The sequence below is a fragment of the Micromonospora sp. WMMA2032 genome, from assembly GCF_002688545.1.
GTDB classification, from domain to species: domain Bacteria; phylum Actinomycetota; class Actinomycetes; order Mycobacteriales; family Micromonosporaceae; genus Micromonospora; species Micromonospora sediminicola.
On sequence record NZ_CP024052.1, the window covers coordinates 2,775,948 to 2,794,987 of the forward strand.

The following is a 19,040-nucleotide window of genomic DNA, read 5'->3' on the forward strand; positions in this document are numbered from 1 at the left end:
GGCCGTCCGGGCCCGCCGTGGTCAGCTGCCGAAACCGGAATCTGCGGGAAGCGAGATGTCGGGCTTTTCGAGCTCTTCCACATTGACGTCCTTGAACGTCATCACTCGGACGTTCTTGACGAAACGGGCAGGACGGTACATGTCCCACACCCACGCGTCGTGCATTTCGACCTCGAAGTAGACCTCGCCGTCCGAGTTGCGGACGTGCAGGTCAACCTGGTTGGCCAGGTAGAACCGGCGCTCGGTCTCCACCACGTAGGAGAACTGGCGGACAATGTCGCGGTACTCCCGGTAGAGCTGCAGCTCCATCTCGGTCTCGTACTTCTCGAGATCTTCCGCGCTCATCGCACTCCGCCTTCCATGACCACATCTTCCCCCACCGACGCCGGAGGTCGCGGCTGCTCGCCCAACGCCACGCCGACGGTACCCCCTGGCGCGCCGGAGCGCTCCATCGGCTCGTCCGGCCGTCGGGCGGCCGGGCGCCGGGCCCGGGGCGGCTGCCCGTCCCGCCCGGACACGGCGGCGACGTTCACGTACGAGAAACGGTGCTCCCGGCACGGCCCCCGCTCGCGCAGCGCGGCGCTGTGCTCCGCGGTGATGTAGCCCTTGTGCTCGGCGAAGCCGTAGCCGGGGAACCGCCCGTCCAGTTCCACCATGATCCGGTCCCGGGTGACCTTGGCCAGCACGCTCGCCGCCGCGACGCAGGCGGCCACCCGGTCACCCTTCCAGACCGCCAGCCCCGGCACGTCGAGCCCGTCGACGCCGAAGCCGTCGGTCAGCACGTATTCCGGCCGGGTGGTGAGCGAGGCCAGGGCCCGGCGCATCGCGGCCAGGTTGCACACGTGCAGACCGCGGGCGTCGACCTCCTCGGCCGGGATGACCACCACGGCGTACGCCAGGGCGCGCGCCACCACCTCGTCGTAGACCCGCTCACGGGCCGCCGGGGTGAGCAGCTTCGAATCGGCCAGCTCGTCGATCTCGCCACGCCGCCCCTCGGGCAGCACCGCGGCGGCGGCCACCAGCGGACCCGCGCAGGCGCCCCGGCCCGCCTCGTCGGCGCCCGCCACGTGCCGGAAGCCCCGCCGTTGCAGCGCCCGCTCCAGCGCGTAGAGCCCGCCGTCGCGGCGTACCACGGTGCGCGGCGGGGTCAGCACGGGCCACTCCCGGTCAGCACCCGGCCGAGCCGGTCGGGCAGGTCCGGCGGGTAGTAGCGATCGGCGGTCGCGGTCAGCTCGCCGACGGTCCACCAGCGGTGCCCGTGCACACTGGCACGCTCGACCGCGTCGAAACCGGCGGTGTCGACCTCCCAGCCGGCCACCCGGGCGAGAAAGAACTCCTGCTCCTGGCGGTACCAGACCCCGTCGAACGGGAACTCGACCGTCTCGGACCAGACCGGCGCCCCCAACTCGGCCGGGAGAAGCCGCAGGCCGGTCTCCTCGGCCAACTCGCGCGCCGCGCCCTCGGCCGGGGTCTCGCCGGGATCGAGCCCGCCGCCCGGGGTGAACCAGTAGCGGTGGTCCGGCCGGGCCGGATCACTGCCCTGGAAGAGCAGCACCCGGTCGGACGCGTCGACCAGGATGACCCGGGCGGCGCGACGAGGGGTGTAGACGGTCACCGGACCAGCCTGCCAGACGCCTGTGACGAACGACCACGCCCTCCCACCCGTGGCGGGTCAGGGGTTGGGGATGCCGTCGAACTGCTCGGGCACGGTGAGCCAGGTCGCCCGCCCGACCGGCCAGAAGATGGTGAAGGCCCGGCCGACGACCTCGCCCTCCGGGATGGTGGCCTCGGTGATGTCCTCGCCGGACTGCTGCCAGTGCTCCAGCGAGTCGCCGGAGGCCTCCCGGTGGTCGCCCATCACCCAGAGCCGGCCCTTCGGCACGGTGATGTCGAAGTCCTGGTCGGCCGGCTTGTTGCCGGGGAAGATGAACGGCTCGTCGATCGGCTTGCCGTTGATGATCAGCCGCTCCTGCGGACCGGTGCGGTCGCAGCAGACCACGTGGTCGCCGCCGACCCCGATCACGCGCTTGATGAAGTCCTCGCCGTTGGGGTTGCCGCTCCATTCGATGGGCGCCTTGAACACGATCACCTCGCCCCGGTGCGGCGAGCGGAAGTCGTAGACCAGCTTGTTGACCAGCACCCGATCGTCGATCTTGAGGGTGTTCTCCATGGACGGGGACGGGATGAAGAAGGTCTGCAGCACGAAGGCACGAACCAGCACTGCGACCAGGATCGCCACGCCCAGGAGGATGGGCAGTTCCTTCCAGAAGGAGCTGCGCGGCTTCTCGGTCTGCTCGTCAATCACGGGAGGAGCCTACGTCCCCCGGTACGGCGCGGTCGCCCCGAACCCGCGAGAACAGTCAGCGCCGCCGCGACCGGGAGAATCAGGACGACCCCACCCACCGGGTCCGGGTCGACCGGGGCCGGGCGCGCCGGCGCGGCGTCCGGACGGGGCAGGTCGGAGAACGTCTTCGGCACGGGCAACGAGGTCCAGCGCTGGGACGGCCAGACGATCATGAACGCCCGGCCGACGACGTTGTCGATCGGCACCGGGCCCTGACAGCGGGCGTCCTGCGACACCAGCCGGTGGTCGCCCATCACGAAGATCTGCCCCGGTGGCACCACCACCTCGGTGAACTGCCGCGACCGGCACTCCTTGGGATTGGGCGGGAGCTCGACCGGGGAGTCCTCGGAGACGTACGCCTGCTCGTCCAGCGGCACGCCGTTGACCACCACCCGGCCGTCGTCGCAGCACCAGACCTTGTCGCCGGGCACGCCGATGACGCGCTTGATGAAGTCCTTCTCGCCGGGCCGGCTGACGCCGACGAGGTCACCGAGCGTCCGGCCGACCTTGCCGGCGAGGTTGGTCGGCGGCGCGGGCGCCTCCTGGGCGACCCAGCGGTCGGTGCCCCGGAACACCACGACCTCGCCCCGGACCGGGTCACGGACGTCGTAGACGACCTTGTTGACCAGCACCCGGTCGCCGATGAGCAGCGTGTTCTCCATCGATCCGGAGGGGATGAAGAAGGCCTGGAGCAGGAACGTGCGGATCAGCACCGCCAGGCAGAACGCCACGATGAGCAGCAGCGGCAGTTCCTGCCAGAGCGGCATCTGCCGGCGACCGCGCCGGGCTCGCCGGCGCCAGGGATCGACGGTGCCGTCCTCGTCCAGCATCTGCACCATGCCACTCTCCGGTCCGCCGAAACGACACTACCGCCCGGGAGTCTCCTCGGAGACCCCACGGGCGGCAGTGGACTGCTTCCCGCCGTCCGGCTGCGCCCGTACCGACCAGGGTAATGCGATCCGGTCGATACGACATCCGCGCAGTTCAGGCGGCGTGGCGAGCGGGAATTCAGCTCGCCGGCTGCTTCTCCCGCAGCTCCTTGATCTTGGCCTTCTTGCCGCGCAGCTCGCGCAGGTAGTAGAGCTTGGCGCGCCGCACGTCACCGCGGGTCACGACCTCGATCCGGTCGATGCCCGGGCCGTTGAGCGGGTAGGTCCGCTCCACACCGACACCGAAGCTGACCTTGCGGACCGAGAAGGTCTCGCGCAGACCGTCACCCTGGCGGCGGATGACGACGCCCTGGAAGATCTGGACCCGGGACCGGTTGCCCTCGACGACTCGCGCGTGCACCTTGACGGTGTCACCGGCGCGGAAGTCGGGCAGGTCGGTGCGCTTCGACTGGGCGTCAAGGGCGTCCAGGATGTTCATCGCTGCGTCCTCGTGAGGCTCACGGCGCATCGTCAGTCGATGCGCGAACGGGTGATTCTGACCCCCGGGTGGCGGCCGGCGTGAACCGGCCCCGGTCGGAGGTCCTCGCAGCCGCCCACGGCGTGGACGGATGCGGCAACCCCTCTACTTTGCCACATCCCCCGACGACGAGGAAAACCCGCCCCGGTCCAGCGCCGCCCGGTCGCGCTCGTCGAGCGTCTCCGGAGGCAGCGCGTCGATCATGTCGGGGCGGCGGGTCGCGGTCCGTCGCAGCGCCTCGTCGCGCCGCCAGCGGGCGATCCGGGCGTGGTCGCCGGAGCGGAGCACCTCGGGCACGTCGAGCCCGCGCCAGTTCGCCGGCTTGGTGTAGAGCGGGGCCTCCAGCAGCCCGTGGGCGTGCGACTCCTCGTCCAGCGAGCCGGCGTTGCCGAGCACCCCGGGCAGCAGCCGGGTGACCGCCTCCAGGATCACCAGCACGGCCACCTCGCCGCCGAAGAGCACGTAGTCACCGAGGGAGACCTCGGTCACCCGCATCCGGGTCGCCGCGTGCTCCAGCACCCGCTGGTCGATGCCCTCGTAGCGGCCGCAGGCGAACAGCAGGTGCGACTCGGCGGCCAGCTCGTGCGCCACGGCCTGGGTGAACGGGACGCCGGCCGGCGACGGGACGAGCAGCCGGGGCAGGGTGTGCCCGTCCGGGCTCAGCTCGTCGGGGGCCAGCGAGTCCAGCGCCTCACCCCACGGCTCCGGCCGCATGACCATGCCCGGACCGCCGCCGTACGGCGTGTCGTCGACCGTGCGGTGCACGTCGTGGGTCCAGGTCCGCAGATCGTGTACGGCCAGCCGCAGCAGCCCGTTCGCGCGGGCCTTGCCGATCAACGACAGGTCCAGCGGGGCGAAGTACTCCGGGAAGATCGACACGATGTCGACGCGCATGCGGTGGCTCCAGCTACAGGTCGAGCAGGCCACTGGGCAGGTCGACGACGACGCGACCGCCGGCGAGGTCCACCTCGGGCACGATCGCCTTGACGAACGGAATGAGCGCGGGCGGCCCCTCGGGCCGCCGCAGCACCAGCAGGTCGGAGGCGGGGGCGTGGTCGATCCGGGCCACCTCGCCGAGGCGCTCGCCGTCCCGGGTGACCACGGCGAGCCCGACCAGTTGGTGGTCGTGGAACTCCTCCGGGTCCTCCGGCGGCGCCACGTCGGCGCTGTCGACACCGACCAGCGTGTTACGCAGCGCCTCGGCCACGTCACGGCCGAGCACGCCCTCGAAGACGACCAGCAGCCGACCCTGGTGCCAACGGGCCGACTCGACGGTCAGCTCCGGCGGCACCCGCCAGGCGCCGGGCTCGGCCGGAACCGCGCCCGGTTCAGTGCGCAGCACTGAACCGGGCGCGAACCGTGCTTCGGGCTCATCGGTCCGCACCTCCACGGTGACCTCTCCGCGGATGCCGTGCGGTTTGCCGATCCGGCCGACGACGAGAAGCATCAGTACGAGTCGACGATGTCGACGCGTACCCCACGCCCGCCGATGGAGCCGATCACCTGGCGCAGCGCCTTGGCGGTCCGGCCGGACCGCCCGATCACCGTGCCGAGATCCTCCGGGTGCACGCGGACCTCGAGCCGCTTGCCCCGACGGGAATCGACCATCCGCACCCGGACGTCGTCCGGGTGGTCGACGATCCCCTTGACCAGGTGCTCCAGGGCGGGACGCAGCGCCATGTCAGGCCTGCTCGCCGGACTCTGCACCGGTCTGCTCCTCGGCCTTGGGCTCGGCGGCCTTCGGCTCCTCGGCCTTGGCGGCCTTCTTGGCCGGCTTGGCCGGGGTCTCCGCCACGCCAGCGGCGGCCTTCGCCTCGGCCTCGTACGCCGCCTTGCGGTCGGCCCGCTCCGGGGCGACCTTCAGCGGCGGCGGGGCCGGCAGGCCCTTGAACTTCTGCCAGTCACCGGTCAGCTCCAGCAGGCGCTGCACGGCCTCGCTCGGCTGAGCGCCGACCGACAGCCAGTACTGGACCCGCTCCGACTTGACCTCGATCACCGAAGGGTCTTCCTTCGGCTGGTACACACCGACGAACTCGATCGCGCGACCGTCACGCTTGGTGCGCGAGTCGGCGATGACGATGCGGTACTGCGGGTTGCGGATCTTGCCCATCCGCAGGAGCCGGATCTTTACGGCCACAGTTGTTTCGCTCCTGTTGCGATCTCACCGGCCCGTACGGGCGGTGTGGCGGGTGAGCGCCGACCGGCACAGTGGGGTTTGGGCCGGAGACTGCTCGGTGAACTGACGACGCGTCCGGGTTAGAGGGCGCCGGACGCGCGCCGGATACCAGCGGACCATTCTGCCAGATCCGTACCGGATCTCTCGCACCGGACCCGGACCGTACGCCCGGGAGCGGTCGTCCGTGACGAACGACACACGCTCAGCGGACCGGTGGCCGGTCCCATCCGGGCGGCAGTTCGTCCGGTACGTCCCACTCGGCGGGTGGGGTGAAGTCGCACCAGGTGCCGTCGAAGGGGAACGCCCCCGCCTCGGCCAGGCGGATCACCCGCTCCCCCTCCGCGCGGACCGCCTTCTCGTCGGCCACCCAGTAGTGCTCCGGGAAGGCGAGCCGCTCGGTGAACTCGTCCTCGTCCTTCCACTCCCAGCTCAGGTCCGGACGCACCACCACGTCGAGGTCCTGGTCCACCACGTCGACCCCGGCCACCGCCCCGTCGTCCCAGCGGACCCCGGGCTCCTCCAGGTTGACGTACCAGCTCTGGAACCGGTCCCCGGCGTCGCGGAACCACCAGACCGAGTGGGCGGCGCCGGTGGGCAGGAACTTCAGCACCGGCGGACCGTTCCACGTACCGCGCGCCAGGGCGTACCCGGAGGTGATCCACTCGGTGAACGGCACCGCGCGCATCCCGAGCCCGGCGGCGGTCACCTCGTGCGCGACGGGCGCCTTCCGCGCCACCCAGAGCAGCAGCCCCCGCTCGTCGTCGGAGACCACGCGGGCCGCGCGGACCCATCCGATCCGTCCGCGCCGCACGTTGCGGTGCAGAACCAGACGGCCGGGTTCGAAGCGCACGCTCACCATCCCTGACGTGTTAAGAGGGGCCCCTTGCCCTACCGAGGGCGTTAACAAGGGGCCCTTCCTTGCATCTCAGTAGGCGCGGGCCAGGATGGCGACCAGGTCGGGCTCGTCCTCGGAGTCGGGCACCGAGCCGTCGGCCCGCAGCAGGCAGCGGACCGTCACACCCTGCGCGTTCGCCTCGGCCTCACCGGGCACGCCGACCGCCGACCACGGCACCATGGCCCAACCGGTGGCGGACGCCTCGATCGCCTCGGCCAGCGTCGACACCTCGACGGTGCGGGACCGGCGGAACTCCAGCGCCTGGTCGTGCAGCGCCCGCTGGTCGGCCTCCAGCGCGGCCAGGACCGCGCCGACCACGTCGGCCACCGGCGTCGGGGCCTTCGAGCCGTCCGTACGCCGGACCACCACCGCGTTGCCGGCGGCCAGGTCACGGGGACCGACCTCGACGCGGACCGGGTAGCCGCGCAGCTCGGCGTCGACGGCGCGGCGGCCGAACGCGGTGTCGGTCCGGTCGTCCAGCGCGACCCGGACCCCGGCGTCGCGCAGCGCGTCGCGGAGCTTGGCCGCCGCCTCGCTCACGCCCTCGCCGTCCTTGACGATCATCACGTACGCCTGGACCGGCGCCAGCTTCGGCGGCACCCGCAGCCCGTTGTCGTCGCCGTGGCACATGATCAGGCCGCCGAGCATCCGGGTGGAGGTGCCCCAGGAGGTGGTCCAGGCGTGCTCCCGGCCGCCCTCGGCCGAGGAGTAGCTGATGTCGAACGCCTTGGCGAAGTTCTGGCCCAGCTCGTGGCTGGTGCCCATCTGCAGCGCCTTGCCGTCGCCCATCATGCCCTCGCACGTGTACGTGGCGGTGGCGCCGGCGAAGCGCTCCCGGGCGGTCTTCAGGCCGACCACCACCGGGATGCCCAGCACGTTGACCATCAGGTCCTCGTACGCCTCGTGCAGGATCCGCCGGGCGTAGGCCCGCGCGTCCGCACGGGTGGCGTGCGCGGTGTGCCCCTCCTGCCAGAGGAACTCGCTGGTGCGCAGGAAGATCCGCGGGCGCAGCTCCCAGCGGACCACGTTGGCCCACTGGTTGAGCAGCAGCGGCAGGTCCCGGTAGGAGTCGATCCACTTGGCCATGAACTCACCGATGACCGTCTCGCTGGTGGGACGCACCACCACCGGCTCGGCGAGCTGCTTGCCGCCGCCGTGGGTGACCACGGCCAGCTCCGGCGAGAAGCCCTCGACGTGCTCGGCCTCCCGCTTGAGGTAGCTCTCCGGGATGAACAGCGGGAAGTAGGCGTTCTCCGCGCCGGCCGCCTTGATCCGGGCGTCCATCTCGGCCTGCATCCGCTCCCAGATGGCGTAGCCGGCCGGTCGGATGACCATGGTGCCCCGCACCGGTCCGTTGTCGGCCAGCTTCGCCTTGGCGATCAGGTCCTGGTACCAGCGGGGAAAGTCCTCCGCACGGGGAGTGAGCACGCGTGCCATGACCGCACATCCTATGCGCCGGGCGAGCCGCCGCTGCGTCGGGGAGCCGGCGGGCGCCGTGTCGGGCCCGCCGGCCGTAGACTTCGACGACGATGGGTGAGGCACGGGACGCGATCGTCGACGCCGCCCGGGCCCAGACCGTGGCCTGCGGCTGGGACGGCGTGCGGATGGGCGCGGTGGCCGAGGCAGCCGGGGTCAGCCGGCAGACGGTCTACAACGAGTTCGGCACCAAGGCGGGTCTGGCCGAGGCACTGGCCCGGCGCGAGGTGGACCGGTTCGTCGGTGAGGTGCGCGCCGCGCTCGCCGAGCACGGCGCCGACGTCCACGCCGCCGCATACGCCGCGATCCGCCGCACGCTCGCCTCCGCCGCCGACAATCCGCTGGTCAAGGCGATCCTGACCAGCGCCCGGGGCGGTTCGGACGAGCTGCTGCCCTACCTGACCACCCGCTCCGAGCTGGTCCTCACCGAGTCGACCACCGCGCTGCTGGAGTGGGCGGGGTGCCACCTGCCCGACGCCGACCCGGCGGCCCTGACCTTCGCGGCCGACAGCATCGTCCGCCTGGTGGTGAGCCACATCGTGCTGCCCCAGGCGCCGGTGGACGAGACCGCCGAGAGGTTGGCCGACCTGGCCGTGCTCCTCTTCGTCGCCTCCGCCTCGCCGCGCTGAGCCGTCGCGGTCAGCGGACCACCCGGCCGCGCAGCACGATGCGGCTGGGCGACCGGACCACGCGCAGGTCGCGGCGCGGGTCCTCGGGGTAGACCACCAGGTCGGCGAGGCCGCCCTCGACCAGGCCGGGGAAGCCGAGCCACTCCCGGGCCCGCCAGGAGGCGGCGGCGAGCACGTCCTCGGCCGCCATGCCGGCCTGCTCGTGCAGCAGCAGCATCTCCTCGGCCGCCAGCCCGTGGTCGATGCCGCCGCCCGCGTCGGTGCCGACGTAGATCGGCACCCCGGCCTCGTGCGCGGCGCGGACCACGTCGGGGAAGCGGTCGCGCAGGGCCAGCATGTGGTCGGCGTACCCGGGAAACTTCGGTCGGGCCTGCTCCGCGATGTGGCCGAACGTCCGGATGTTGATCATGGTGGGAACCAGCGCGGTGCCCTGCCGGGCCATCAGGTCGATCAGGTCGAGGCTCAGCCCGGTGCCGTGCTCCACCGAGTCCACCCCGGCCCGCACCATGATCTCCACGGCCGACTCGGAGAACGTGTGCACCGCGGCGCGTACCCCGGCGGCGTGCGCGGCGGCGACCGCCGCGGTCATCGTGTCGGCGTCCCAGGCCGGGGCGAGGTCGCCCACCCCCGGTCGATCCAGTCGCCGACCAGCTTGACCCAGCCGTTGCCGGCGGCGGCCTGCGCGGCCACGGTCGCGGCCACCTCGGCGGCGCCGACCTCCACGCCGATGTCGCGCAGGTAACGCTTCGGCGGCGCGACGTGCCGGCCGGCGCGGGCCAGTCGCGGCAGTCCCGGCTCGTCCTCCAACTCGGGATACGGGTACGGCGATCCGGCGTCGCGGATCGCCAGCACGCCGGCGTCCCGGTCGATCCGGGCCAGCTCCCGCGCCTGGTCGAGGGAGGTGATCGGGGCGCCGCCCCGGGCGATGCCGATGTGGCAGTGCGCGTCGGTCAGGCCGGGCAGCACGTAGCCGCCGTCGGCCACCGTCTCGGCGCCCGGCACCGGTTCGAAGGTCACCCGGTCGTCGACCAGCCAGACGTCCCGGACCTCGTCGTCGGGAAGGAACACACCGCGCACGTGCAGAGCCATGTGCACAGTCCTACCCGATCACTCGTCCTCGCCGGCCAGCAGGTCGTTGCGGCGCGCGGTCAGCGCCGGCAGGTCGACCGAGACCTTCCACGGCCGCTCCGTGACGAACAGGTCCTCGGTGTGGGTCACCTGCTCGTACTCGCGGGTGCCGCCGCCGAGCGTGTATTCGGTCAGCGCGATCCGCTCGTGCTGCGGGTCCACCACCCAGTAGGACTGGACCCCGGCGCGGGCGTAGACCCTCGCCTTGTCGTAGAGGTCGCGAAAGTGCGACGTCGGAGAGACGACCTCCACGGCCAGCAGCGTGTCCTCGATCGGGACCGGCGAGCGGCCGGCGTGCCTGCGCCGGATCACCACCACGTCCGGACGCGGCTCGTTGCGGCGGTCGACCCGCATGGACAGGTCGATGGTCGCCAGGAACTCCGGCGGGCAGTTGACTTCGAGCGCGAGCAGCAGGCGGACACACAGGTCCTGGTGCAGGGCGGTGGGCGACGGCACGATCAACCTTCCGTTGATCAGTTCGTACGGAAGGTCCTTGGGCAGCTCACCCAGGTCGTCGACCGTCCACTCGGGCCGCTCCGGCAGGATCGGGGCCGCGGTCATTGACATCTCCTTCCAGGGGGCGACATCACCCTAGGAGAGGATGACGTCGCCCACCGTCACCGACACGCGTCAGCGCGGGCCCTTGTCGCCGCCCTTGCCGAGCTTGTTGAAGTCGATCTTCGGCAGCTTGAAGCCGGGCGGCAGGCCCTGCCCACCGGCCAGGTCGCCCGGGTCCAGGCCCGGCGGGAGCTGCGGCATGCCGCCCGGGAAACCGCCCGGCACGCCCGCGCCGGTACGCGGCCGACCGCCGCCCTTGGTGCCCTTGCGCTTGTTCTTCGGCGACTTTGTCGCCTTGCGCCGGCCGCCGCCGGGCAGGCCCATCATGCCGCCCATCTGCTTCATCATCTTCTGCGCGTCGGCGAAGCGGTTGAGCAGCTGATTGACGTCCATCACCGTGACGCCGGAGCCGCTGGCGATGCGGGCGCGCCGGGAACCGTTGATGATCTTCGGGTTGGTGCGCTCGGTCGGGGTCATCGACCGGATGATCGCGGTGACCCGGTCGAAGTGCTTGTCGTCCAGCTCGGCGATCTGGTCCTTCATCTGCCCCATGCCGGGCATCATGGCCAGCACGTTGGCGATCGGACCCATCCGCCGGACCGCGATGAGCTGATCGAGGAAGTCCTCCAGCGTGAAGGTCTCCCCACCCATCAGCTTGGCGGTCATCTTCTCCTTCTGATCGGAGTCGAAGGCCGCCTCGGCCTGCTCGATCAGGGTGAGGACGTCGCCCATGCCGAGGATCCGGCTGGCCATCCGGTCGGGGTGGAAGACGTCGAAGTCCTCCAGCTTCTCGCCGGTGGAGGCGAAGAGGATCGGCTGGCCGGTGACCTCCCGGACGGAGAGCGCCGCGCCACCGCGGGCGTCACCGTCGAGCTTGGAGAGCACCACGCCGGTGATGCCGACGCCGTCGCGGAACGCCTCGGCGGTGCGGACCGCGTCCTGACCGACCATGGCGTCGATGACGAAGACGACCTCATCGGGCTGGACCGCGTCCCGGATGTCCGCGGCCTGCTGCATCATCTCGGCGTCGATGCCGAGCCGGCCGGCGGTGTCCACGATGACGATGTCGCGGGCGGCCCGGCGGGCGTGCTCGATCGAGTCGCGGGCCACCTGCACCGGGTCGCCGACGCCGTTGCCGGGCGCCGGGGCGTACACCTCGACGCCGGCCCGGCCACCGAGCACCTGGAGCTGCCCGACGGCGTTCGGGCGCTGGAGGTCGGCGGCGACCAGCAGCGGCTGGTGCCCCTGGGCCTTGAGCCAGCGGGCCAACTTGCCGGCGAGAGTGGTCTTGCCGGAACCCTGGAGGCCGGCCAGCATGATCACGGTCGGCGGGTTCTTGGCGAACTGCAGCCGCCGGCCCTCGCCACCGAGGATGTTGATCAGCTCTTCGTTGACGATCTTGACGATCTGCTGGGCCGGGTTGAGCGCCTGGGAGACCTCGGCCCCGCGGGCCCGCTCCTTGACGTTCGCGATGAAGCCCTTGACCACCGGCAGGGCGACGTCGGCCTCCAGCAGCGCCATCCGGATCTCGCGCGCGGTGGCGTCGATGTCGGCGTCGGTGAGCCGACCCTTGCCGCGGAGCTTGGTGAAGATCCCGGACAGGCGGTCACTCAAGGTGTCAAACACGCGAACATCCCGTTTGTCGTTTTCGGCGGGCACAGCGGCCGGGCCGGCTGTCCAGCCCACCGTTAGGGTAGCCCGCCGCCCGCACCCCCGCTCCGACCCGGCCGCCCCGCGCCCCGCGCCCCGCGCCCGCTGAGTCGTTCCTGCTATCAGCTCCAAAGGCACCGAGAACCCCACGCCCGCCCCGCGCCCGACACGGCGACGACGAGATCCGCCCACCGCCGAAGCGGGCGGGCACGGCGGGACCTGCCAACCGGCCGACCTCGCCGGGATCCCGCCGACGGCTTTCGACCACAGCGCCCGAGGAGCACCCGTCCGGGTCATGACAGCCCCAACACCCTGTCGAGCTGATAGCAGGAACGACTCACGCCCGCTCGCGGTCACCCCGCCACTGAGTCGTTTCTGCTATCAGCTCCAAAGGCACCGAGAACCCCACGCCCGCCCCGCGCCCAGCAGGGTGACGACGAGATCCGCCCACCGCCGACGGCCGGCCTTCGGCCGCAGGGCCGCAGGAGCGCCGGGCCGGGTCAGGAGACAACCAGGCCCGACTGGTACGCGAAGACCACCAACTGGGCCCGGTCGCGGGCGCCGAGCTTGACCATGGCCCGGCTGACGTGGGTCCGCGCCGTCGCCGGGCTGACCACCAGCCGGTCGGCGATCTCGGCGTTGCTCAGCCCCTCGCCGACCAGGGCCACCACCTCCCGCTCCCGGTCGGTGAGCGACCCGAGCCGGGGGTGGGGGCGCGGCACCCGGGCCGGGCGGGTGGCGAACTCCCGGACCACCCGGCGGGTCACCGACGGGGACAGCAGCGCCTCCCCCTCGGCGACCAGGCGGATCGCCCGCAGCAGGTCGACCGGGCGGGTGTCCTTGGTGAGGAAGCCGCTGGCGCCGTGCCGGAGCGCGTCGAAGACGTACTCGTCCAGCTCGAACGTGGTCAGCACGATCACCCGGGTGCCGGCCAGCGCCGGGTCGCCGACGATCCGGCGGGTGGCCTCGATGCCGTCGACGCCGGGCATCCGCACGTCCATCAGCACCACGTCGGGGCGTTCCCGGCGGGCCGCCTCCACGGCGGCGAGCCCGTCGGCGGCCTCCCCGACCACGGACAGGTCGTCCTCGCTGTCCACCAGGGCCCGCAGGCCGATCCGGACCAGGTCCTGGTCGTCGGCGAGCAGTACGCGGATCATGCGACCTCCCGGACCGGCAGGCTGGCGTGCACCCGGAAGCCACCGGACGGGGCCGGCCCGGCGCTGAACGTACCGCCCAGCGCGGTGACCCGCTCACGCATCCCGGCGAGGCCGAAGCCGCCGGACCGCTCGGACGGGGTGGTCCCGCCCCGGCCGGTGTCGGTGACCTCCACGGTGACCTCGTCCGAGGCGTACCCGACGCGGACCGCGGCGGTGGCCGGGCCGGCGTGCCGCAGGACGTTCGTCAGCGCCTCCTGCACCACCCGGTACGCGGCCAGGTCCACCGCCACCGGCAGCGGGCGCGGCGCTCCGGTCAACTCGACGGTGACCGGTACCCCGGCGCCGGCCAACCGTTCCCGCAGGTGCGGGAGCTGTTCCAGCCCTGGCACCGGCGCGCGCTCGTCGGCCGCCTCCTCGCGACGGACCACGGTGAGCGTGACCCGCAGCTCGTCCAGCGCCTCCTTGCTGGTCCGGCTGATCGCGGCGAGCGCCGCCTCGGCCTGTTCCGGCCTCCGGGCCAGCAGGTGCAGCGCGATCTCGGCCTGGAGGTGGATCGCGGCGAGCCCGTGGCCCACCACGTCGTGCACCTCGCGGGCCACCCGCAGCCGCTCCGCGTCGGCCAGCCGGCGGGCCTCGTCGCCCCGGGCGCGCGCGGCGGCCTCCCGGCTCAACCGCACGGTGACCCCGACCGCGAACGGCACCACCACCCAGGCGGCGGCCGGCATCAGACCCACCGGGCCGGGCGGGCGTACGCCGACGAAGACGTACCCCACCAACGCCGCCAGCGCGACCGCGCCGGCCACCGCCGCGGTCCGCACCGGCCGGTGCGCGGCCACCGTGTAGACCGCGACGAAGAACGACAGCAGGATCGGACCGTACGGCTGGCCGAGCATCAGGTACGCGGTGGCCGCCACGACGACCACCGCCAGGGTGGGCAGCGGCCAACGGCGGCGTACCGCCAGCACGAGCGCCGCCACCACCACCGGCGGGTAGGCGACGGGGTCGGCGTGCATGCCCTGGTTCAGACCGGCCGGCGCGGTGCCGGCGAGCCCGATCGCCAGCAGCGCGGCGCAGAGCAGGCCGTCGAGCAGCCACCGCCGCCGGTCACCGCGCCCACGATCCACGTCCCCTCCCCCGTCCCGCCTCAGCCGATGTCCCGCCGGCGCAGCAGCGCACCGCCGATCACCGCGAAACCGACCAGGTACGCGCCCACCACCACGGCGGCCTGCCCGCCGCCGACGGTGGCCGCCACGCCCGGAGTGTCCAAGGGGGCGCCCAGCGCCGCCGCCAGCGCCCCGGCGTTCGGGCCCGGCAACCCCTGCTGGGCGGTGGCGACCCAGTCGACCAGCGGAGCGGCGATCGCGGCGAGCAGGTTCTGCACCGCGAGCATCCACACCAGGCCCAGACCGACCGGCAACGCCACCGCGCGCAACGCGACCGCGAGCACGGCACCGAGCATGGCCCACATCGTGGCGATGAGCCACCCCGCGCCCACGCCGACCACCAGGTCACCGGCCGACGGCCAGCGCACCGGCTGGGCCTCGACGGACGCGATGAGCGCGGCGGCCACGGCACCGACCGCGAACACGGCGAGCACCACGGCCAGTGCGGCGAGCGCGAGGGCGAGCAGCTTGCCGGCGTACACCTCGGTGCGGGTCGGTCCCTGGGTGAGCACCGTCTTCCAGGTGTTCCAGCCGTACTCGCCGCCCACCGTGAGCACGCCGAGGATCAGCAGGATCGCGCCGAGGAAGATCGGCAGGCCGCCGATCGAGTTGCCGACCAGGTGGTCGGGGAGCATGGCGGGCAGCGCCCGGTCCGTGTTCGGGCCGTCCGCGTCACCGGCCACCCCGGCGTACGGGAAGAGATATGTGAAGATCAGCGACAGCGCCAGCGTGATGGCCAGCAGCAGCCAGACGGCGGGGCGTCGGACCAGTTTGACCAGCTCGGCGCGGAAACTACGCGACATCGGCCATACCTCTTTCCACCAGGTCGAAGAAGATCTGCTCCAGGTCCCGCTCCCGGGGCCGCAGCTCGCGCACGGCGAGCCCGGCGCCGACCAGTTCGGCGTTCAGCCACGCCGCCCGCTCCGGCTCGACCGCCAGTTCCAGCCCACCGTCGACGACGCGGACCCGGTCCGCGCCGACGAGTTCCCGGGCGCGGCTCGCCGCCTCGTCCAGCGGGTCGGCGAGCAGCCGCAACCCGGCCGCGCCGCGCAGCTCGTCGACGCTGCCCTCGGCCACCAGCACGCCCCGGGCGATCACGCCGACCCGGTCGCAGACCTGCTCGACCTCGCCGAGCAGGTGACTGGAGACCAGCACCGTCGACCCGGCCGAACCGAGCCGCCGGATCAGGGTCCGCATGTCCGCCATGCCGGCCGGGTCGAGTCCGTTGGTGGGCTCGTCCAGGATCAGCAGGCGCGGGTCCTTGAGCAGCGCGGCGGCCACCCCGAGGCGTTGCTTCATGCCCAACGAGTAGCCGGCGTACCGGTCGCCCGCCCGGTCGGCGAGGTCGACCAGGTCCAGCACCGCGTCGACCCGGTCCGCGCCGACGTCGGCGTAACGGGCCAGCACGCGCAGGTTGTCCCGGCCGGACAGGTACGGGTAGAACGCCGGCCCTTCGATCAGCGCGCCGACGCCGGTGAGCCGCCCGGCGCCGGGGGTGCGGCCGAGCAGCCGCACCGCCCCGGCGCTGGGCCGGATCAGGCCGAGCAGCATGCGCAGCGTGGTGGTTTTGCCGGCGCCGTTGGGGCCGAGGAAGCCGTACACCTCGCCGGCCCGCACGGTCAGGTCTAGATTCCGAACAGCGGTGAGGCCGCCGTACCGTTTGGTGAGCCCGTGGGTCCGCACTGGCAGGTTCATGCCGTCGAGCGTCCCGCCGCCGGCCGGCCGGCGCGTCGGCCCGGCGGCGGCTCCCGGCGTACGTCGACGGGCGTAGCGGGTGTCGAGCGAAGCGCGTTCCTCTACCGGAGACGTTAAGAAGGGGCCCTTCCTTACACGGCGGCCAGCACGGCGGCCTCGACGCGGGCCCGTTCCTCGTCCGGCGGCCAGCCGCCGACCAGATAGAACACGTCCACCACGTCGCCGCCCAGCGTGGAGATCCGGGCGGCCCGCACCTGGGCCCCGGCCTCGTCCAGCGCGCAGGCGACCCGGTAGAGCAGCCCGGCCGCGTCGGCGGCGCGCAGCTCCAGCAGCACCGCGTCGGTGGCCGCCTCCCGGTGCCAGACGACCCGGGGCGCCGCCCCCCGGCTCCGCGCCGCCAGGGCCCGGCCGCGTAGCCGTTGGGTGACCGAGACGTCGCCGGTGACCGCGCGGCGCAGGTCGGCGCTGAGCGCGATCGGGTCGGGGGCCAGCCCGTAGCGCGGCTGCACCCGGCACTCGACCAGCGCGCGGTCGTCGACCGTGGCGGCGTCCGCCGAGATCACCTCCAGCCGGTGCAGGGCCAGGCATCCGGCCACCGTGGCGAGCAGTCCCCGCCGGTCGGCCGCGGCCACCGACACCCGGTCCTCCCCCAGGTGTACGACCGGCAGCGGCCCCGCCAGCAGCGCCGGGTCGGGGGCCGGCGGGGCCGGCACCACCCCGGTGTCCAGGGTGGTCCGCACCCGGGCGACCAGCTCCGCGATCAGCCGGCCCTTCCAGCCGGACCAGGCGGCCGGGCCGGTGGCGGCGGCGTCCGCCCGCACCAGCGCGTGCAGCAGCTCCAGGGTGGTGGTGTCGCCGACCCGCTCGGCGACCCCGGCGACCGTCTTGGGGTCGGACAGGTCGCGACGGGTGGCCACGTCGGGCAGCAGCAGATGCAGCCGGACCAGGGTGCCGATCAGCGCCACCTCGGCCGGCGGCAGCCCGATCCGGCTGGCCACCGCCTCGGCCAGCGGCGCCCCGACCGTGGAGTGGTCCCCCGGCAGTCCCTTGCCGATGTCGTGCAGGAACGCGCCGAGCAGCAGCAGGTCGGGGCGCTCCACGTCGCGGGTGTGCCGGCTCGCCTCGTATGCGGCCTGCACCAGGTGCCGGTCCAGGGTGAACCGGTGCACCGGGTTGTGCTGGGGCAGGCTGCGCAGCCGGGTCCACTCGGGCAGCCAGCCGTCGACCAGCCCGTACCGATCGCAGGTCTCCCAGGTGGGCACCAGGCCGGGACCGGCGCCGAGCAGGGTGATCAGCGCGGCCCGGGCGGCCGGCGGCCAGGGCGCGGGCAGCGGCGGGCAGTATGCCGCCAGCCACTCGCAGGTGGCCCGGGCGATGGGCAGCCGGGTGGTGGCCGCCGCGGCGGCGACCCGCAACGACAGGCTCGGGTCGGGGCGGGCGCCGATCGCGGTGCGGGCCAGCACCAGTTCGCCGTCCTGTTCCACCACGTCGCGGGCGACCGGGCGGCGCAGCGGTCGGCCGGGCGCGGCCCGGTGCCGGCCGGACCGGAGCCGGTCGGCGGCCCGCCAGGCGTCGTCGAGCGCGTGGCTGACCGTCCGCGCGTCCCCCGCGACCAGCCGCAGCAGCGCGGCGCCCTCGTCGACGCCGAGGAGCTTCGCCACGCCGTCGCGTTCCTGGGCGACCAGGCGGTCGACCCGGCGGCCGACCTGGTGGTGCAGGGCGTCGCGGGTGTCCAGCAGCCGCCGGTGCGCGGCGTGCACGGCCGGGCGGAGCGCGTCGGTGACGCCGGCGGTGGCGATGGCGCGCAGGATGCCGACGTCGCGCAGCCCGCCGGCGGCCTCCTTCAGGTCGCCCTCCAGCAGGAACGCCAGCTCGCCGTGGGCCTCCCAGCGGGCCGTGGTGATCTCCCGCAGGCCGGGCAGGTGTCGGATCGCGGTGCGCCGCCAGTGGTCGGTGGCGGTGCGGGCGAGCTGGTCGGTCAGCGCCGGGTCGCCGGCCACGTGTCGGGCGTCGAGCAGGCCGAGGGCGACCTTGACGTCGTCCTGAGCCACCGACAGCGCCTCGGCGACCGTCCGCACCGAGTGGTCCAGCCGTAGCCCGGCGTCCCAGACCGGATACCAGAGCGAGGCGGCCAGCTCGTCGATGCCGGGCACCCCGGCGTGCAGCAGCACCAGGTCGAGGTCGCCGTAGGGGGCGCACTGGCGGCGGCCCAGCCCGCCCACCGCGACCAGCGCGACGCCGGGCCGCTCCGGGAAGATCCGGCGCAGCCAGGTGTCGAGCGCGTCGGCGCGGGCCGACCGGGCCGCCGCGCCGATGCCTGCGGGTACGCCGGCGACCTCGTTGACCACGGGCGGGCCGCCCCCGGTGGGGCCGGTCTCCGTGGTCAACGAGGTCACGTCGGTGGGTCCCGTCGTCAGAGGGCGTCGAGCCCGCGCTCGCCGGTACGCACCCGGACGACCTCCTCGACGCCGGTCACCCAGACCTTGCCGTCGCCGATCTTGCCGGTCCGGGCGGCGCCGACGATCGCGTCCACGATCTTGTCGACGTCCATCTCGTCGGTGAGCACCTCGACCCGGATTTTGGGCAGGAACTCGACCGTGTACTCGGCACCCCGGTAGACCTCGGTGTGCCCCTTCTGCCGGCCGTAGCCCTGGACCTCGCTGACGGTCAGCCCGGCCACGCCGAGGGCGTGCAGGGCTTCCTTCACCGCGTCCAGCTGGTACGGCTTGATGACCGCGGTCACCAGCTTCATGTCCAACCCC

General features: G+C 73.2%; 21 protein-coding genes and 1 pseudogene. 1 reads left to right on the forward strand and 21 read right to left on the reverse strand.

Translation table 11 applies throughout. The features are described 5' to 3' along the window. Nucleotides 1–21: 21 nt before the first annotated feature. From CO540_RS12220 to proS, 12 genes are all read right to left on the reverse strand, one after another. On the reverse strand, nucleotides 22–345 hold the full coding sequence (locus CO540_RS12220) for a DUF2469 domain-containing protein (protein ID WP_011905215.1): 324 nt from the start codon (nucleotides 343–345) through the stop codon (nucleotides 22–24). Next, nucleotides 342–1,154 (reverse strand): ribonuclease HII, encoded by an 813-nt coding sequence (locus CO540_RS12225; RefSeq protein WP_099162134.1) that lies wholly within the window; start codon nucleotides 1,152–1,154, stop codon nucleotides 342–344. Before CO540_RS12225 ends, CO540_RS12220 begins: the two co-directional genes overlap by 4 nt. Further along, nucleotides 1,148–1,615 (reverse strand): NUDIX hydrolase, encoded by a 468-nt coding sequence (locus CO540_RS12230; RefSeq protein ID WP_099162135.1) that lies wholly within the window; start codon nucleotides 1,613–1,615, stop codon nucleotides 1,148–1,150. Before CO540_RS12230 ends, CO540_RS12225 begins: the two co-directional genes overlap by 7 nt. Before the next feature lie 57 nt (nucleotides 1,616–1,672). Continuing rightward, nucleotides 1,673–2,305 (reverse strand): signal peptidase I, encoded by a 633-nt coding sequence (gene lepB, locus CO540_RS12235; RefSeq protein WP_099162136.1) that lies wholly within the window; start codon nucleotides 2,303–2,305, stop codon nucleotides 1,673–1,675. Further along, nucleotides 2,302–3,183, reverse strand: a complete 882-nt coding sequence (lepB, locus tag CO540_RS12240) for a signal peptidase I (protein WP_091580281.1) — start codon at nucleotides 3,181–3,183, stop codon at nucleotides 2,302–2,304. The genes lepB (CO540_RS12235) and lepB (CO540_RS12240) overlap by 4 nt, the downstream gene beginning before the upstream one ends. A 169-nt stretch (nucleotides 3,184–3,352) precedes the next feature. After that, nucleotides 3,353–3,712: a 50S ribosomal protein L19 gene (gene rplS, locus CO540_RS12245; protein ID WP_018786333.1), complete on the reverse strand. Its 360-nt coding sequence runs from the start codon at nucleotides 3,710–3,712 to the stop codon at nucleotides 3,353–3,355. A gap of 144 nt (nucleotides 3,713–3,856) precedes the next feature. Beyond that, nucleotides 3,857–4,645 carry a tRNA (guanosine(37)-N1)-methyltransferase TrmD gene (gene trmD, locus CO540_RS12250; RefSeq protein WP_099162137.1) on the reverse strand — a complete coding sequence of 263 codons (789 nt, stop codon included), beginning with the start codon at nucleotides 4,643–4,645 and terminating at the stop codon, nucleotides 3,857–3,859. A gap of 13 nt (nucleotides 4,646–4,658) precedes the next feature. Further along, the gene (rimM, locus tag CO540_RS12255; protein WP_091580288.1) at nucleotides 4,659–5,198 is read right to left on the reverse strand and encodes a ribosome maturation factor RimM; all 540 of its coding nucleotides are present in this window, start codon (nucleotides 5,196–5,198) and stop codon (nucleotides 4,659–4,661) included. Next, entirely contained in the window at nucleotides 5,198–5,458 is a 261-nt protein-coding gene (locus CO540_RS12260) for an RNA-binding protein (RefSeq protein WP_172967834.1), read from the reverse strand. Before CO540_RS12260 ends, rimM begins: the two co-directional genes overlap by 1 nt. Continuing rightward, on the reverse strand, nucleotides 5,433–5,888 hold the full coding sequence (gene rpsP, locus CO540_RS12265; RefSeq protein ID WP_091580292.1) for a 30S ribosomal protein S16: 456 nt from the start codon (nucleotides 5,886–5,888) through the stop codon (nucleotides 5,433–5,435). Before rpsP ends, CO540_RS12260 begins: the two co-directional genes overlap by 26 nt. Before the next feature lie 241 nt (nucleotides 5,889–6,129). Continuing rightward, the gene (locus tag CO540_RS12270; RefSeq protein ID WP_099164731.1) at nucleotides 6,130–6,777 is read right to left on the reverse strand and encodes a DUF402 domain-containing protein; all 648 of its coding nucleotides are present in this window, start codon (nucleotides 6,775–6,777) and stop codon (nucleotides 6,130–6,132) included. A 75-nt stretch (nucleotides 6,778–6,852) separates the two neighbouring features. Next, a complete protein-coding gene (proS, locus tag CO540_RS12275) occupies nucleotides 6,853–8,259 on the reverse strand; it encodes a proline--tRNA ligase (protein WP_099162138.1) in 1,407 nt (468 codons plus the stop codon). A gap of 92 nt (nucleotides 8,260–8,351) precedes the next feature. Here proS and CO540_RS12280 point away from each other — a divergent pair, with 92 nt between their 5' ends. Next, nucleotides 8,352–8,927: a TetR family transcriptional regulator gene (locus CO540_RS12280; RefSeq protein WP_099162139.1), complete on the forward strand. Its 576-nt coding sequence runs from the start codon at nucleotides 8,352–8,354 to the stop codon at nucleotides 8,925–8,927. A 10-nt stretch (nucleotides 8,928–8,937) separates the two neighbouring features. Here the strand turns inward: CO540_RS12280 and CO540_RS12285 are convergent. The 9 genes and pseudogenes from CO540_RS12285 to CO540_RS12325 form a co-directional block, all read right to left on the reverse strand. Beyond that, nucleotides 8,938–10,016, reverse strand: a pseudogene (locus CO540_RS12285) (amidohydrolase family protein). Nucleotides 10,017–10,034: 18 nt separating this feature from the next. Continuing rightward, the gene (locus tag CO540_RS12290; protein WP_099162140.1) at nucleotides 10,035–10,616 is read right to left on the reverse strand and encodes a Uma2 family endonuclease; all 582 of its coding nucleotides are present in this window, start codon (nucleotides 10,614–10,616) and stop codon (nucleotides 10,035–10,037) included. A 69-nt stretch (nucleotides 10,617–10,685) separates the two neighbouring features. After that, the gene (gene ffh / locus CO540_RS12295) at nucleotides 10,686–12,239 is read right to left on the reverse strand and encodes a signal recognition particle protein (protein ID WP_099162141.1); all 1,554 of its coding nucleotides are present in this window, start codon (nucleotides 12,237–12,239) and stop codon (nucleotides 10,686–10,688) included. 524 nt (nucleotides 12,240–12,763) lie between these two features. Continuing rightward, nucleotides 12,764–13,420 carry a response regulator transcription factor gene (locus CO540_RS12300; protein ID WP_099162142.1) on the reverse strand — a complete coding sequence of 219 codons (657 nt, stop codon included), beginning with the start codon at nucleotides 13,418–13,420 and terminating at the stop codon, nucleotides 12,764–12,766. Then, nucleotides 13,417–14,544 carry a sensor histidine kinase gene (locus CO540_RS12305; RefSeq protein WP_253866635.1) on the reverse strand — a complete coding sequence of 376 codons (1,128 nt, stop codon included), beginning with the start codon at nucleotides 14,542–14,544 and terminating at the stop codon, nucleotides 13,417–13,419. Before CO540_RS12305 ends, CO540_RS12300 begins: the two co-directional genes overlap by 4 nt. 20 nt (nucleotides 14,545–14,564) lie before the next feature. Then, nucleotides 14,565–15,386, reverse strand: a complete 822-nt coding sequence (locus tag CO540_RS12310) for an ABC transporter permease (RefSeq protein WP_099162143.1) — start codon at nucleotides 15,384–15,386, stop codon at nucleotides 14,565–14,567. Further along, the gene (locus CO540_RS12315) at nucleotides 15,376–16,278 is read right to left on the reverse strand and encodes an ABC transporter ATP-binding protein (protein WP_099162144.1); all 903 of its coding nucleotides are present in this window, start codon (nucleotides 16,276–16,278) and stop codon (nucleotides 15,376–15,378) included. Before CO540_RS12315 ends, CO540_RS12310 begins: the two co-directional genes overlap by 11 nt. Nucleotides 16,279–16,409: 131 nt before the next feature. Next, nucleotides 16,410–18,665 (reverse strand): [protein-PII] uridylyltransferase, encoded by a 2,256-nt coding sequence (locus CO540_RS12320; protein ID WP_371682278.1) that lies wholly within the window; start codon nucleotides 18,663–18,665, stop codon nucleotides 16,410–16,412. A gap of 26 nt (nucleotides 18,666–18,691) precedes the next feature. After that, on the reverse strand, nucleotides 18,692–19,030 hold the full coding sequence (locus CO540_RS12325; RefSeq protein WP_013284578.1) for a P-II family nitrogen regulator: 339 nt from the start codon (nucleotides 19,028–19,030) through the stop codon (nucleotides 18,692–18,694). Between the last annotated feature and the right edge of the window lie 10 nt (nucleotides 19,031–19,040).